This window comes from Cohnella silvisoli (genome assembly GCF_021190915.1).
Taxonomy (GTDB): Bacteria; Bacillota; Bacilli; order Paenibacillales; family Paenibacillaceae; genus Cohnella; species Cohnella silvisoli.
The window spans coordinates 1-16312 of record NZ_JAIOAP010000029.1 but is presented as its reverse complement, the minus strand read 5'-3'; the positions used below and the strand labels follow the sequence as shown (position 1 = coordinate 16312).

General features: G+C 45.4%; 13 protein-coding genes. 3 read left to right on the top strand and 10 right to left on the bottom strand.

What is annotated here, in order from left to right:
• Positions 1–46: 46 nt before the first annotated feature.
• From K7P76_RS32200 to pdxR, 3 genes are all read right to left on the bottom strand, one after another.
• A complete protein-coding gene (locus K7P76_RS32200) occupies positions 47–4921 on the bottom strand; it encodes a M4 family metallopeptidase (protein ID WP_232190197.1) in 4875 nt (1624 codons plus the stop codon).
• Positions 4922–5122: 201 nt separating this feature from the next.
• Positions 5123–5908, bottom strand: coding sequence for a helix-turn-helix domain-containing protein (locus tag K7P76_RS32195; RefSeq protein WP_232190196.1), 786 nt, complete (start codon positions 5906–5908; stop codon positions 5123–5125).
• Positions 5901–7469, bottom strand: coding sequence for a MocR-like pyridoxine biosynthesis transcription factor PdxR (gene pdxR, locus K7P76_RS32190; protein WP_232190195.1), 1569 nt, complete (start codon positions 7467–7469; stop codon positions 5901–5903). Before pdxR ends, K7P76_RS32195 begins: the two co-directional genes overlap by 8 nt.
• Positions 7470–7594: 125 nt before the next feature.
• On the opposite strand from pdxR, the gene K7P76_RS32185 reads away from it, so the two are divergent.
• The 3 genes from K7P76_RS32185 to K7P76_RS32175 are packed head-to-tail and all read left to right on the top strand — an operon-like array spanning position 7595 to position 10188.
• A complete protein-coding gene (locus K7P76_RS32185) occupies positions 7595–8218 on the top strand; it encodes an FMN-binding negative transcriptional regulator (protein WP_232190194.1) in 624 nt (207 codons plus the stop codon).
• A 6-nt stretch (positions 8219–8224) separates the two neighbouring features.
• Entirely contained in the window at positions 8225–8860 is a 636-nt protein-coding gene (locus tag K7P76_RS32180) for a GNAT family N-acetyltransferase (RefSeq protein ID WP_232190193.1), read from the top strand.
• A gap of 23 nt (positions 8861–8883) precedes the next feature.
• Positions 8884–10188 carry an aminotransferase class I/II-fold pyridoxal phosphate-dependent enzyme gene (locus K7P76_RS32175; RefSeq protein WP_232190192.1) on the top strand — a complete coding sequence of 435 codons (1305 nt, stop codon included), beginning with the start codon at positions 8884–8886 and terminating at the stop codon, positions 10186–10188.
• 92 nt (positions 10189–10280) lie between these two features.
• On the opposite strand, the gene K7P76_RS32170 is transcribed toward K7P76_RS32175, so the two are convergent.
• The 7 genes from K7P76_RS32170 to K7P76_RS32140 form a co-directional block, all read right to left on the bottom strand.
• Positions 10281–10805 (bottom strand): hypothetical protein, encoded by a 525-nt coding sequence (locus K7P76_RS32170; RefSeq protein WP_232190191.1) that lies wholly within the window; start codon positions 10803–10805, stop codon positions 10281–10283.
• A gap of 1 nt (position 10806) precedes the next feature.
• Positions 10807–11565, bottom strand: coding sequence for an ABC transporter permease (locus tag K7P76_RS32165; RefSeq protein ID WP_232190190.1), 759 nt, complete (start codon positions 11563–11565; stop codon positions 10807–10809).
• Between the two features lie 144 nt (positions 11566–11709).
• A complete protein-coding gene (locus K7P76_RS32160; RefSeq protein ID WP_232190189.1) occupies positions 11710–12321 on the bottom strand; it encodes an ABC transporter ATP-binding protein in 612 nt (203 codons plus the stop codon).
• A 226-nt stretch (positions 12322–12547) separates the two neighbouring features.
• Positions 12548–12910 (bottom strand): DUF1801 domain-containing protein, encoded by a 363-nt coding sequence (locus K7P76_RS32155; RefSeq protein WP_232190188.1) that lies wholly within the window; start codon positions 12908–12910, stop codon positions 12548–12550.
• A 400-nt stretch (positions 12911–13310) separates the two neighbouring features.
• Entirely contained in the window at positions 13311–14501 is a 1191-nt protein-coding gene (locus tag K7P76_RS32150; RefSeq protein ID WP_232190187.1) for an MFS transporter, read from the bottom strand.
• A gap of 13 nt (positions 14502–14514) precedes the next feature.
• Complete coding sequence (locus K7P76_RS32145) at positions 14515–15174, bottom strand: type 1 glutamine amidotransferase domain-containing protein (protein ID WP_232190186.1); 660 nt, start codon at positions 15172–15174, stop codon at positions 14515–14517.
• A 100-nt stretch (positions 15175–15274) separates the two neighbouring features.
• Complete coding sequence (locus K7P76_RS32140) at positions 15275–16150, bottom strand: LysR family transcriptional regulator (protein ID WP_232190185.1); 876 nt, start codon at positions 16148–16150, stop codon at positions 15275–15277.
• Positions 16151–16312: the final 162 nt, after the last annotated feature.

Below are 16312 nucleotides of genomic sequence, written 5' to 3'. Positions count from 1 at the left end.
GTGTGAGCGTGTTCGCCGAGTTTTTATTTGATCCTTTGCGGTGAGTTTAGTCGATAAAATTGATATTTAGCAGCATACGTTTGATTATTGCGGCAGCTTGAGCCCTTGTTATTGTTTGGGTTGGAGCGAATTTGTCCGCCGAATATCCCTTCATGATCCCCGCTTCTACTACGGATGCTACGGAAGCCTGAGCATCAGAGGAGATAGTTCCATTGTCCATGAAAGGGGACAATATCTGCTTTTGTTTTTCCTTGGAGATCTGCTTTTCTTTGTCCACAAACTTCAATGCATTCTGAATCATCATACACATCTGTTCACGAGTGATCGTTTGTTGCGGTTTAAATGTATGATTGGAGAAGCCGTCCATAATATGAGCTTTAGCCGCAGCTCCAACTGCTCCTGCAAACCAATCATCCGGTTTCACGTCACTAAATGCTGCAGCCTTTTTGTCAGGAGACAGCCCCAATGCACGTGTAAGCAGGCTTGCCATTTCAGCTCTCGTAACAATACCGTTTGGCTTAAACTCGGATGCGGTAACACCCTTCATTATGGATTTGGATGCCAAGAGCTCGATATCAGCGCTGGCCCAGAAGTTTTTGGGAATATCGGCGAAAGATTTCTTATTTTCAATAATCGTATAGATGCTATTGCCGTTTCTCTTGATTGTGACGATGGTTTTCCCGTCAATGACCTCAAATACGGCGGGAACGAACGTCATTTCACCGGATACGGGATCATATAACACAGCCGTTAGACCTTCGTTCGTTACTACCCCGGTCAATGTAATTGTCCTTGAAATATACGTATTGCCGAAGTTGTTCAATTCTTGCTTTTTACCGTTGGCTTCAACCGTAACAATATATTCGATTGGCATGCCAATGACGGTAACCCCTTTGCTTTCTGCGGCTTTCTTCAATTGATCGGACGCCGTGCCGGCCAGTGGGTGTAAAGAAATGTTCAATTGCATTTTATCCGCTGAAGTGCCAAGATTACTCGCCAATCCCTCGAGTTTCAGAACGCTGAGAGGTAAATCGTAACTGGCATTATCCGTTTTAACGGAAACAATCGAGTTTGGTGCTTGCTTTGATGCATTGGCTAATGAAGCAACCGGAATTTTGACTTCCACAGGTCCTGTGTTGCTGCCTAAATCTATGTTGATCGATTTCTGTTTACTGTCTGCTAGTTTCTCAATCGCTTGCCCCAAAGCCTTTTCGTCGACTTTATATATAGTCGTTGGAGTCCCATTATCGGTGCTGCCTGGTTCTGATTTTAAGGAACCCTTACCTAGAGTTACTCCGTTATCATCTAATTTTAGTTCAGATGCGGCTGACGGAATTACCGGGGGAACGACCGGAGGACCACCGGCCGGTGGAGGTCCCACTGGCGGCGGACCACCGCCACCACCGGCCGGCGGATTTACTGGCGGAGTGCCACCGCCGCCACCAACTGGTGGATCCACTGGTGGAGTACCGCCGCTACCGCCGCCACTACTGGCTAAACTTACAGTTACAGTAAATGTAGTATTCATTGTATGGCCGTGACCATCATCCGCAGTTACGGTAATCGATGCGGTTCCATTGGATATCGGATGCACGGTGAGTGTACTACCTGCTACGCTGACTGTCGCTATACTCGTTGCATTAGAGGTTGCAGTGTACGTCAGCGGATCTGCATCTTGGTCGGTAAACACCCCAGAAAGCGGTACACTTACGTCCAATCCTCCAACGGTTGCTGTTTTACTGCTAATTGGATTTGAAACGATTGGCGCACGGTTAGTCGATGAAACAGTAACGACGAAAGTGTTCGTTTCGTAATGTCCATGTCCATCATTGGCCATTACACTGACGTATGCATTACCCATTGACAGAGGTTGTATAACAACTCTTCTTCCCGATATTTGTGCGGCAGCTACATTAGTTGCACTTGAACTCACCGAGTAACTTAAGATATCCCCATCTGCATCACTAAAAACTCCATTCAGAGGCACTAAAACATTAGCTCCTCCGACATTCGCGGACTGAGCCGCAATTGGATTAGTGACCGTAGGAGCTCTGTTAAGAGGATCTCTTACCGTAACGATAAAATTATTCTTAACATAATGCCCATGGCCATCATGAACAGTAACGGTGATCGTTGCAATACCCGCTCCAACTGGGTGAACCTTTAGACTACTTTCAGATAGACTCGCTGTCGCAACATCCTGCGCGTTGGAAGTTGCCGTATATGTCATATTATCTCCCTCGGGATCGGTAAAAACGGTAGCGAGAGGGATAGAGATATCCGCTCCGCCAATAGTCGCTGGTTGATCCTGAATCGGATTCTCAACCTTTGGCGTCTTATTATTCGTGCTTGAAGCGTATTCTACGACATGAACCGACTCGCCGGCATCTTCACCGCCCGTAATTACTAATTTAAAGTAATAGATCTGACCTTGTGTTAAATTTGTGACGGTGGCTGTCATATTACCGGGTTGAATCGGAGTGGATGTCATTGCCGGACTCCAAGACAATCCATTATCAGTAGATTGAAGAATCTCAATTTTTGTCGCATTGCTGGCCATAAGCCATTCAAGCGTAGCAGTTGTATTCGAAATAGAAGTAAGTTTCAAAGAATGCTTAAAATCGATCCTTAGATTTTCTAAATAATAGTTAGCAACTTGATACTCATAATAGTTTACGAAAGCATTGTCCGTGAACCGAATGGACAAATTGTGAATGTCGTCTTGATTTGAATGATGCTTTGCTTGGCCATAGAAAAATATGAGTAATTTATGCCGATTAGCCAACAAAGTGTGCGCGACCAATCCTTCTGGAACCGGCGATATCAAAATCTTACCGGAGTCTAACAGATCATCGCCCGGATTCGCATTGAATATATCATTGAAGCTTACCGATATTTCATTCGTAATTGTCCCATTATCATCGTTCACTTCGAAAAAAGCATCATTAGAATAGGAAGTTGGCCAACTCCAAGTATACTTCAATGAAGGTAATCCTTCTGCAATGATTACATACCACTCCACGGTTGTACCTTGAGAAGATACCGTATATTTCTTAATCCCATCACTGAAATTGTCCGTTACGTCTTGACCAAGCACAGCTCCTGGCGACACCTGAATAACAGGTTGAATATTGCCAATGTTTGTACCTGGCAATACGCTTACGTATACTTCCATTGAATTCTTATCAATCCAGGTAGATTCGACACCTCCAATCGCAAAGGAGGTAATATCATACTTTTGTCCATAGGGCAAACCTACCGCAGCCCATGCTTCCTTCACCTTCTGTACGACAGGAGAATTTGCGCCATATTGATCTTCCCCAGCTGATACAAAGGCATCTCTTGCATCCTCGAAATCAGAGGTCGGCGTCAAGCGATTAACTAATACGTCATAGCTTAGCTGTCCAAGAATTTCTTTGCCGTCTAAGCCAAGCAAATCAATACCCGCAGCAGTCAAATAGGCTGCGCGGCTAGGAATACTGCTATTGATATGCACGCCGCCACTATCTCCGCTTACGGGATTACGTGATAGATATGCAAAATTATTCATTGTTGCAGGCTGCCCATAGGCACTCGGGTTAGACAAATCACGAATAACTTTCCCCGTCGCTTCACCGATTTGCCAATCGTTATTGGTATTTTCAAAATCCATCTGGATTAATGCCCCGAATATATCGGCGAAGGATTCATTCAAAGCTCCGGATTGATGCCGGTATTCTAAATTCGCTGTTCGTTCGATTACGCCGTGTGTCATTTCGTGACCGACAACATCCAATGCGCACGAAAAGCAATTGGAACCGCCATTCGCAGTACCTTTTCCATTACCATAAACCATGACACTGCCATTCCAGAATGCATTGTCATAGCCGATATTATTTCCGCCATTGGTATAGTTAACGAGAGAGACGATGTCCATTCCTTTGTCATCGATACTGTTGCGATTAAACTTATCAAGATAATATTCATAAACGACACCACTATAAAAGTGGGCATCTACGGCATCATTATCTGAAAAGACGGTAGCTGTGGTATTAATTGGTATGCTAGGAGTATTCGCATCAACGGTAACTATTTCACCTAGATGAGTTTGATACATACCTCTAGAGATGTCTTCCATACTATACTTACCGGTTACAGTATCAAGTAGAACTTGAAGCTCACGAGTCACTCCGCCGTGACCGGAGCCATTGTGAGTTGTGGGATTTACAGCATGCTCGCTTTGACTATATTTATCAAGAATCTTCCCAGTTTGCGCATCGACATATGCGACCCAATTACCTGGAATGGGGTCTATAAAATTAAGCTTCGTTTCATATGCCAAATAACTTTTGCCTTGGAAAGGATAAATTATTAATGAGGCCGTGGGGGCAGGCGTAATGTGATCGTCGCCGATAACCGTTTCTAATTGAATATTTACACCCAATTGTTCTTCAAGATTAGCTTGTAATAGCTGAATCGCTTCTTCGGGTGAACGGCTAGGAGTCGTAGACTTCGGCATCAAGGGAAGAGGCTCAGAGGTCATTTCATTACGAATTTCGGAAATCCGTTTGCCTTTGTTCAAATGAACTCGCATATATTTACCATAGACGGGGATACCATCATGCTGTAGTAGGTACAAATAATGTGCTTGTCCAGCCGTGTCAATCGTTTTACTTTGCAACTCTAATTGTTCATTCGGATTATTAAATCCGAGCATTGACTTATTGGCTGACAAATATTGATCAACAGCTTGATCAGACGTTAATGGAGCTGATAGAATTCCCTTCATAGATTGCTGTGGCAACGCTGTAACCAAATCATCCTCTGTGAGCGTTATTTCGTTCGCCATTGCAACACTACTAAATACCGTTGAAACTACGATCACAATAGATAAAAAACCGTAAATTACTTTTTTGCCCAACCGACGATTAATAGACAGCACGTTAATATAGTCCTCCAGTGGAAAAATGTGATCGACATCTTTCCCTATCCTCTCATATTAGAATAAATTGCGAAATAGAAGAAAATGTTGGTTTATGTCGAATTTTATCGAATATAAAAGAAAAACCGCCAGGTTTTTCCTGACGGTCCTCTATAACTTTACTATCAGCTCTTAGCGGCAACGCGCGCCCCCTATATCTTATTAGCGAATTTCCGACGGACTTTTCCCCGTATACTGCTTGAATTGCCGGCTGAAGAAGAAAATATCCCGGTAGCCGAGCGCATCCGCGACCTCTGTCACGTTCATTCCCGCATGCATGAGAAGATGCTGCGCCCGCTCGATGCGTGTCCGAATCATATATGTTTGGACCGACATTCCGATTAGATCCTTGAATTTAATGGAAAAGTATCTGGACGATAATCCCGCGCGCGCCGCCAGATCGTCCACGCGGTGAGCAGTTCCCGGATGCTGCTGAATGTAATTGGCCACCTCGTGAATGCTTTCCGTCAGTTGGTTGCTCGCTTTGCGCTCCACTGGCTCTTCCCGATCGTGGCGCAGCAGGTGGATGACAAGCTGTTTTAAGATCAGTCTAGCTTCTTCCTCAGCGGCAAAAGTACGGACTAAGAACAATCGCACATACCTTGCCAGCATGTGCTCGAAATCAAAGGTGTCCTCTAATTGCCGATAAGGCTCAGGAATTAATACAACCGACTCGGTCACGTCAAAATGGATATAGGTAAGCACCAGAGGCTTTTGCGGATTGTGAGTTGCGCTCGTATGATCTCCCGGCCGGAATAAAAAACAGCTCCCTTTGCCGACTTGATAAGGTTTGCCATTAAGATACAACTCGCCTTCACCGCTCCATACGTAGAACAAATCGTAATTAGCCAGCGCTTTTTCGCGTTTCTGCCATTTCCATCCGGGTTCGCACACGATTTTGGCAAATGACGGCTTCAGCACGAAAGACGACGGCAGCAAATCAAGCATGGACAGTTCCTCCCTGACCCCGACTAGAGTCGATCAAACTAATTGATTCCGCGGCCTCGCGAATGAGATTTAACCCTACGTCGATCTCGCCCTCATCCAAGTGGGCAAAACTGAACAGCGCCGAAGGCACGTGCGGATTAGAATCATGCCGTTCATATACGGTATATCCTTCGCCATCTTTCCATAAAACGCCTCTTCGGCCGCATTCTTCGACTAACTGGCGATATTCATCGTTGCTTTTTTTCCACTTAGCATATAGATGAAGCCCCGCGTCCGAAGCATTTACCTCGAACAAACCGGCTAAGTCCCGTTCAAGGCCCGTTCGAAGCTTGCCTTCGAGCTTGCCATAAACTCTGCGCATTCTGCGCATGTGCCGGTCATAGCCGCCTTCCGACATCCATGATGCCAATGCTTGCTGCTCCGCGATCCCTGATGGAAAGGGATCATACAGTTTCTTAGCGAGGATTAAAGGTTGAACTAGCTCTTTGGGAGCGACTGCGTATCCGATCCGAACCCCCGTGCACATCGAGCGGGAGAAGGTTCCTACATATACGACTCTACCTTCCCTGTCGAGAGCTTTCAATGGTTCGATCGGGCGGCCTCCCCAGCGAAAATCGCTATCGAAATCGTCTTCCACGATCCAACCGTTGCGCCTCGAAGCCCATGACAGCAGCGCGCGCCGCCGCTCGTAGCTTAGCACCGCGCCTGTCGGAAACTGACGCGTCGGGGTAACGAAAAGCAGCTGCGCATCCCAATCTTGCGGCACAATTCCTTGGCCATCTACCCCTTGCGCGATAAAGCTCGCACCCGTCGCTTGAATGGCCCGCTTAATCCCCGTATAACAGGGGTTCTCTATGACGGCCGTTTTTCCTTCTTCAAGCAGTAATTGCGTGAGCAATGTAATGGCTTGCATGGAGCCAGCGGTAATAACGATATCTTCCGCATCGCACGTAATTCCTCGTTCACGACGCAAACGGTTTGCGATTGCTTGGCGCAGCTGCAAGCTTCCTTCCGTCGAATCGGACTCGATTTCCCACGACTCGCCGAACCGTTTCCATTGCGCGCCGACCTCGGCTTTCCATTCCATCCAAGGAAACCATTTCATCCCTACCCCATTGGGAACAAAAGAAATAGGTTCTGGGCGAGACGACTGCTGATTTCGTGCAATAATGTTAACGGCCGATAACGGCGTCACTGCTGCTTGCAGTTCCATCAACCGCCGACCCCAAGCCGTTAGAGCCGGGGCTGCCAAAGACACATTCGCTTGTTCGTCTCCCGAATGGATTTTGTTCGCCGTATGTTCTTCGTCTTCCCATCCCGCTACGAAAGTGCCTTGCCCTACTCCCGCTTGAACGAACCCTTCCGCGGCAAGCATTTCATATGCCAAGCTGACGCTCCCACGGGATAAACCGAACAATGCGGCTAACTGACGCGTTGATGGCAGTTTCTCTTGCGGGGATAGTTTGCCCTCCATAATCGCTTCGCGAATCGCCTGATACAGCGCCAGATGTTTGCTTCCAGATTCCGCCAACTTCGCTGAATAAGCAACGGGAAAAATCATCTTGTTCACGCCCTTGCAATGGACTAGTCATTTTAATGTAAATTGGATCTTTTCGGTTGTCAATGCAAGCTTTACAATCATCTCAATCGATTTTTTTCTATTCGGTTTTGAGATGAGGTGAGAGCATGTATGTACCCAAGCAGTTTAAGGTTGAAGATTCCGATAAATTGATTTCCTTTATTAAGAGCAATAGCTTTGGCATCCTTTTCTCCACTAAAGATGGTATCCCTGTCGCTACCCACATTCCGTTTGTCTATGATGAGAAATCGCACCGGTTAGCAGGGCATTTAGCTAAACAAAATCCGCAGGCAGCCAAGTCGGAGCCGCAGCAAGCGCTCGTTGTATTCCCAGGCCCGCATGCCTACATCTCTCCGACCTGGTATGAGGAAAAGAACAGCGTGCCAACTTGGAATTATGTAGCTGTCCATGTATATGGGGAAATGAAAATCATCCAAAATCGTGAAGAAGCCGAACAAATCTTAAAGGACTCCATCACATTTTTCGAATCCAACCAGCAAGAGCTATGGACAACCGACTTAACGGACAGTTACAACCATGCTTTACTCGATCATATCGTACCTTTTGAGATTACAATCGATCGTATGGAAGGCGCCTGGAAGTTAAATCAGCACCATTCGGAGGAGAAGCAGAGAAAGACCATCGAGCAGCTATTGAGTAAAAATGACGAGAACTCGCAGCAAATCGCCAGGCTGATGGAAGAAAACAACCTTTACGCCAAGGAGGACTGAACGATAATGAACATCTCATTCACAGAGCTAACCGGCTCGTCTGTTAAGCTGGTGCCTCTTCGACCGGAGCACGCGGAGGGGCTATATGAGGCGTCGAAACACCCGGAAATCTGGACCTATTTGCCACAGAAAATAACGAGTTTAATAAGCGCCGAAAGGTGGATTATCGATGCTTTGCAGCAACAAGAAACAGGAAAGGAATTGCCTCTCGTCGTTGTTGATCAAACAACTGGCCGAATCGTCGGTTCAACACGGCTTCTAAATATCTCGATTCCGAATAGGCAACTGGAAATCGGTTGGACCTGGTACAATCCTTCTGTGTGGCGGACAAAGGTAAATACGGAATGCAAGTATCTATTGCTTCAATATTGCTTTGAAAACCTCCACACCGTTAGAGTTCAATTCACTGCGGATGCGCGTAACGACAGATCCAATAAAGCGATTAAAAGAATCGGTGCTATTCAAGAAGGCGTATTGCGCAAAAATAGGATCTTAGAAGATGGATATATTCGCGACGCGTGCGTGTATAGCATCATTGAAGACGAATGGAGCTCGGTAAAATCCAAATTACAACAGTTTCTTCTTAAAGATTACGCTGATTTCAATGACGCTCCTCATCCAATAGTGTATAATATCACCTAATAAAGATTGGAAGGATGGACGTCATGAATCCCCTCGCACAGCAGTTGAACGAAACGATTGCCCGAGAAAATCCGCCCGTTGCCCGAATGCTTTCCGGTTTAGGAAAAGCTATTTATATGCCGAAGGTCGGCATATTGAGTCAATCCGCGGAAGCCAAGCAGAAGGCTAATGTGTATAATGCGACCATCGGTATTGCTACCGAGAACGGTCAGCCTATGCACTTGGACGTCATTCAAGAAACTTTGTCCGCCTATGAGCCGAAGGACATTTATGAATATGCCCCGCCGGGAGGCAAACCTGAGCTTCGCACCGTATGGCGCGATAAGATGCTTGTAGAGAACCCTTCACTTGCAGGGAAGAAGCTTAGCCTGCCTGTCGTTACGAACGCCTTGACCCACGGCCTCAGCATCGTTTCCGACCTGTTTGCCGATGTCGGCGATGCCGTAATCGTTCCCGATAAAAACTGGGAAAACTACGAGTTGACTTTCAACATTCGCCGCGGCGCGGAAATGGTCCATTACCCGCTGTACGACGCAGACAACCGGTTTAATTCGGCCGGCCTTCGCGATGCCCTGCTCGCTCAGAAAGATCGCGGCAAAGCGATCGTGCTGCTCAACTTCCCGATTAACCCGACCGGTTACACCCCGGGAATCGAAGAAGGTCGTGAAATCATCGCCGCCATTCGGGATGCCGCAGAAGCTGGCATTAACGTTATCGCCGTTACAGACGATGCATACTTCGGATTGTTCTTCGAGGATTCCTTGCAGGAATCATTGTTCGGACAGCTATGCGGACTGCATGAACGGGTGCTCGCCGTTAAAGTCGACGGCGCAACAAAAGAAGAATACGTGTGGGGATTCCGCGTCGGCTTCATCACATTCGGCGGACTTGCGGAAGCAAGCCTGTCCGCTCTTGAGCAGAAGACGCTCGGCATTATCCGCGCTACCATCTCAAGCGGACCGCATCCGTCGCAGACGTTCATTCTGCGCGCTCTGAAATCGCCGAAATTCCATGACCAGAAGGAACAGAAGTTCCATATCATGAAAGGCCGCGCCAACAAGGTGAAGCAGTTGCTCGACAGCGGCAAGTATGGCGAAGAATGGACCTACTATCCGTTCAACTCCGGCTACTTCATGTGTCTCAAGCTGCTCTATGTAGAAGCGGAAGCCGTTCGCCAACGTCTGCTGAACGCCTATGGCGTAGGCACGATTGCGCTCGGATCAACCGATTTGCGCGTCGCCTTCTCTTGCATCGAGGAATCGAACCTGGAAGACCTATTCGACCGAATTCACCAAGCCGTGTTGGATGTGAAGTCGGGTAACGTTTAAGTAAGGCTGCTTTCAGCCGATCAATGAGATTTCACGCCAGAAGCCCGTGATTCCGACAGGAACCACGGGCTTCTTTTTGGTTTTATTCGGTTTTATTTCTTTCGTTTAATGACATAGATCAAAGCGATTAACAGCAATAATGGGATGAGTATGGATACAATCTGCACTTGCAGCGGAACGATCTTCGTATTTCCTAGAATCTTTACAGGAATCGCGTCGCTGGAAGTTATGATCTTGCTTTCCTTGGAAACCACTGTCGCATATAAATAATAATCGGCTGAATACACAAGTTTAATAGGGAGCTCAACGATTTTCTCTTCATTCGGTTTCATCGTACCGATAGCAGTGGGCTGGTCGGCGCTGTAATCCTCTAAATTTACCGTCCATGTTTTAGTAAGGTTCGCCATTGTGATATAGGTAAATACGTCATGCATTTCTTTATCTGTTTTATTAATAATACTCACTTTGATCAACGTGTCGATTCCCGGGAGTTGTTCGATTTTCTGAGGAAAAACAATATTGATTTCGAAGTTTGGATTCCCTTGAGCTTGGGCAAATCCGGCATTTGTGACAAATAATAATCCGATAAGCAACAGTAAAAGCATACTCTTTCTCATTCTATTCCCCCCTTAAGAAATCAACTTTTTTCGAAATCATTAACGCCAGCAACACGGTTAGCAGCAAAAATACGATAACCGGAATCAATCCGACCAAAATATCGGAGGAACCCAATTTATTGATGAAAATGTCTTTCATCGATTTCATGCTTGCCGAAACCGGACTATAATCATTGATCCGTTTGGCAAAACCGGATTTTTTCATCGTTGTGGATAAAAACATCGGAATGAGGGTGATCAGGAAAATCAAAATTCCTAAAATCATCGCATTTTTGGTGGATGCCAGTATCGTCGAGAATATTAACGCTATTGAAGAAAAGGCTATAACCAAAGCAGTGCCTACAATGTATAAGAAAAATAAGATAGTCGGAAACATGTTCGTGCCGAACGATAGTACAAAGAAATAAGGCAAAGAAATAAGGGTAACCACAAACCAGAAAACCAAAATAGCCGTCAGTTTGCCAATGATTATTTTTCTCTTGGTCAGCGGAGTCAGCAGCAAGCTTTCCAACGTTCCTTTTTCTTTTTCCCCAGCTACCATCGTCGAAGCAAACACCATTGAGATAAGAATATTAATGCCCAGAAGCAATCGAAAAGCCGTCATAACGACGGTTGGCTGATCTAGCAGGCTAAGTTCCTTGACGGAAATAAAACCGAACGACATGACGCTTAGCAGAAGAGACACGACAAATAAAAAACCTAACCCTTTTCTCGAAAATATGTGTTCTTTCGATTCCTTTTTCACTAATTCAAATATCATTTTATTGTCCACCTTTCTTCTCGTTCGTCAGATGGAAAAAGATATCTTCCAAGCTCGTGTTCTCTTTATTCAATGCCGTTTTGTATTTCCATATTAGGTTTTCGATTGTATCCTCATCAAGCAATCTGCCTCTTTGCACTATGGCTACGCGATGCATATTCTCTCAATGTCTTTTAATAAATGGGACGTAATAAAGATGGTTACGCCTTTTTCTTTGTTCAGATGAAGCAATATTTTTTCAATGTCTTTTTGTCCCTGAGGGTCCAGACCCAATGTAGGTTCATCCAAGAATATAATTCGGGGTTCATGGATCAGCGTTCTTGCAATTCCCAATCTTTGCCTCATTCCTCTTGAATATTGATGGATGCGAATGTTCGCTTTTTCTTGCAAATCCACCATTTCAAGCAATTCATCCGTCCTTTCGGCCCTTTTCTTCTTCGTTATGCCGTAAAGGGAGGAGAAGAATAGCAGGTATTCTTTCCCGGTCATCCACTCATAGTAACCATTTGATTCCGGCAGTACGCCGATATGTTTTTTGACTTCCTGTTTTTCGCTCCGAACATCCAGACCATTCAAGATAACTCTGCCTTCCGTTGGTTCAATCAGCCCGGTGAGCATCCTTATCGTTGTCGTTTTACCCGCTCCGTTAGGACCTAGAAAACCATAAATGTCTCCCTTCCCCACATTCAGGTTCATCTGTTTAACCGCTTCGAAATCATGGTTATAAATCTTCTTTAGATTTTCTGTTTTTATCATGAAACCCGCTCCCTTTTTGATAATTTATAGGATCTACAGACTATGTTATAGATAATTAGAATTATCGTCTTGTAAGTGAAGATTAAATTTGGATTAGAAAATGGTGAGAAAACACGCAAAAAAATAGCGAACGACCGCAAATTCCGATCGAACGCCAGGTGACGCCGCGACTGCTATATCGTTGGCTTTGCAAGAACGGCTATCCATCTCCCTATCGCTAATGCCATTAAATAGCATTAGCCGCTTGCTGCATGAACCTAGCTAAAGCATGTTCATCCCATGCATGCCCCTTTTTGATTTTGAGTTGCATACGGTCGGGGTAATCCGAAACATTATGCAAGCTTTCCGGTATTTCTAAATTTCCGGTATTGAAAATCGTTAACGTGACCCAGGTTTTCGCAGCGAAAAAAGTACAGACTACTTTACCGTTCTTTGTGTAATTAGGCGTTGTCATTTTTATCTGTTCTTTAACTTCCGGAACGGATTGATGGATGATCTTGCGAATTAGTTTGCAAATCTCGATTTGCCATTCCTGATCCAACTTTTGGATGTAATCTGTGACGTCTTGATTATAGTTGTTGTCGGCCAAGTTAATTCCTCCCATTTGCGTTCGCTTGTTACTCTATTCCAGTTGGTCATTGTCCTGCGGTTTCCGATCCTTGCGCTGCAGCCCCTGAAGGTATTGGTCGAACCGATCGAACCTCTCCTCTTTCAGGAGGCGAAACGATTCCAGCCAAATCGTTGTTCCATGGAATCGACAAAAAAAACTCCCCTCAGAACTGAGGGGAGAGAGAGGAACACATTACCTTTCCGAAGTGAAACCGCTAATTTTGATCCGTTGCATTGGTTATTCGTAGTTTTTTCAGCATGCAACGAAACCAGTACCAGAGCGGTACTGGTTCGCTTTTTACAAAAACCGCCGGCAGCTTTACTCTCTCTTGCACTCTCCCAGCTGAGCTAAAGGGACGGGATATTTAATCTGTAACTTTTTAGGGTAGTTTTTTCCGACTAGAATCCTTGTTATTTTGCCGGATCCCCCAAAGGGTAAACAGTATTCCGACAACCGTCACCAATGAAGCAGTCCAAGGAACGGCTTGGAGTCCGCCGCCGATTTCCAGATCGATCACTACGCCTCCTAAATATGCGCCAAAGGCATTTCCGAGGTTAAAGGCGGCGATGTTCAGCGAAGAAGCTAAGTTTGGCGCTTCCTTGGCTGTATTCAACATGTGAAGCTGCAGCCCCGGCACGATCCCGAATGCGGCTATGCCCAGAATAAATACGGTTATCAGGGCAAGGAGCTTGTTCTGATCTGTAATACTGAGCATAGCCAGCACGACTGCAAGCAAGACGAGAATCCAGGTGAGCGAGGACAACAATTTCCGATCTGCCAGCTTCCCCCCGTAGATATTGCCTATCGTAATACCGACGCCGAATAACACGAGGATGTAGGAGACCGAACTCGGCGTGAAACCTGTTATATCGACCAAAATTGGCGTAATGTAAGTGAAGGCTGTGAAAACACCTCCAAAGCCAAACACCGTCATTAACAGCGCAACATGAACGGCAGGGTGGCGTAACACGCCAAGCTCCTGGCGCAGGCTGGACTGGGTAGTTTTGACCTTGGGTACAAGCATAACAACACCGAGCAGTGCCGCGAGACCCACCACCGTAATCACCCAGAACGTAAACCGCCAACCATAAGCTTGACCCAAGAACGTCCCAATAGGAACACCCAAAATGTTCGCCAATGTCAACCCGGTAAACATGAGGGCAATTGCGCCGGCACGTTTTTCCTTGGGAACCAGCTCTGCGGCCACGATGGAACCGACACCGAAGAAGGAGCCGTGCGTCAATGCAGCCACGACGCGAGCGACCATCAAAATCTCGTAGTTCGGTGCGAGAGCGGCAAGTGCATTACCTACAATAAAAATGATCATGAGCAAGATTAAAAGCGCTTTGCGTTGCATTTTGTGCAAGGCAATCGTAATGATCGGAGCACCGAAGGCGACTGCGAGCGCATATCCGGTTATGAGCAATCCAGCAGATGGGATAGAGACATTGAGGTTCGAAGCCACGTCCGGAAGCAACCCCATAATGATGAACTCAGTCATCCCGATGGCAAATGCCCCTAAAGTAAGGGCGTATAAAGCGATTGTCGAGCCTTTACGTATCTTTTGCATATCTGTCCTTTGATCAACCAAGTTTTTCAATAACAGCTTTCGTTACCGCTAGAGTTGACTGGGGATTCTGTCCCGTAATAAGGTTGCCATCTACCTCATAATGAACGGACCAATTCGGAGCTGCAACGAAAATCGCTCCTAAATCACGAAGTTTGCTTTCCAGTAAAAACGGAAGATGTTGAGCCAACGTTGTTTCCTCCTCTTCTCTGTCCGTAAAGGCATTGACGCGTTTGCCAGCTACAAGCGGTTGCCCATTCGATAAAGTAGCACCGATTAATCCCGCCGGACCGTGACAAACAGCGGCAACGATTTTGTTTCCTTCATAGAAATCGCGTAGCAGCTCTTGAAGCTTTTGGCTTTTGGGAAGGTCGTACATGGTTCCATGACCGCCTGGCAAGAAAATCGCATCAAAACCTTCGACAGAAACTTCATCTAGTTTCACAGTGTTTTCCAAATATTTTTTCGTTTCCAAAATTTCTTCTTGCGTGTTTGCATCTACACTTCCTGGATCGACCGGACCTTGTCCTCCAAGCGGGCTTGCTACCGTAACCTCGTACCCTTTATTTATGAATCCCGTGTATGCTTCGGCAAATTCCGATAACCAAGTACCCGTTGTTTTGCCTTCATGAATTTCTGTATGAGTAGTGACAACGATCAACACTTTTTTCGTCATTTGTTTAGCCTCCTGGATGATTTGTTTTGCTTCATCGTTATTCTAAGTCTAAAGGAGTCATAAAACAAATTATGAAATAATGAACTATTCATAAATATTTTTATACATTTTGCTCGCGAATTAGTTTAATTACCTCATTCATTTTAGGCAGGTGTCTATGCTTTAGCTTAAATGCGATAAATATCTCGTTTTTCACTTTTAATTCCTCGAAAATAACTTTTGATTTGGCCTTATTCGCCGATTTATCTAATATGTATGTGGGGATTACGCTTAAACCCCCACCGTTTTCGATAGCCTTTAGAATCATATGTAAATTAGGAATGATATGGATAGGTCGAATTTGAGGGCGATTCTTAAAGTGTTCTCTCCAAATTCTTCTTATAATCGGTAAATCCAGCCCGTAACTAATCCAATTTTGAGAAGAGAGCCATTGTTCCTTTAACATAGGGTTGTCTGTATCGAATATTTCGTAATGGTTAGGGGCAACAATAACGAATTGTTCATCCATTAATTTCAAATACTCAATTCCTGGAGTTTGAAACTTTTTGGATGTAATGATGATATCTAATTTATCCTCCTTCAGCAGCTCTAACAATTGATCGGCTGTTCCAAAATGCGAAATTGTGCATGTATTGTACTTTTGAAGCTGAGGAAGTATTTTTTCGCTATAAAATTCATGTGCGGCTCCAATTTTTATTACTGTATGCGTGGGTAAAGAAGCGGATCTAAAACCCATTGTTGTTTCCTCTAATGACTCAATCAGAGGAGCCAACTGAGAATATAATTCCTTCCCCCGTTCAGTTGGAACCATTTTTCTTGAAGTTCTGATAAACAAAGCTTCTCCAACCTCGGCTTCTAAGGAGGCTAAGTGTTGACTCATTGCCGGCTGTGTCATCATACGTGTTTTTGCGGCTTCGGAAACCGAGTTATGCTTATATATCGTACAATAACTTCTGTACCATTCGAAATCGACCATGTTACTTGTTCCCCTTTGATCTCATAATTGTCACCGAATGAACCTCCCCTACTTACGCTTCGCTAAGAAGTAGGGGTTTCTTACCAGCCATACCGGTACTTTCTGCAAGCAAATAGGTTGGCTACTTGCTTTCGCTGCTGGCAGCGGAAATCTAACGGTAGG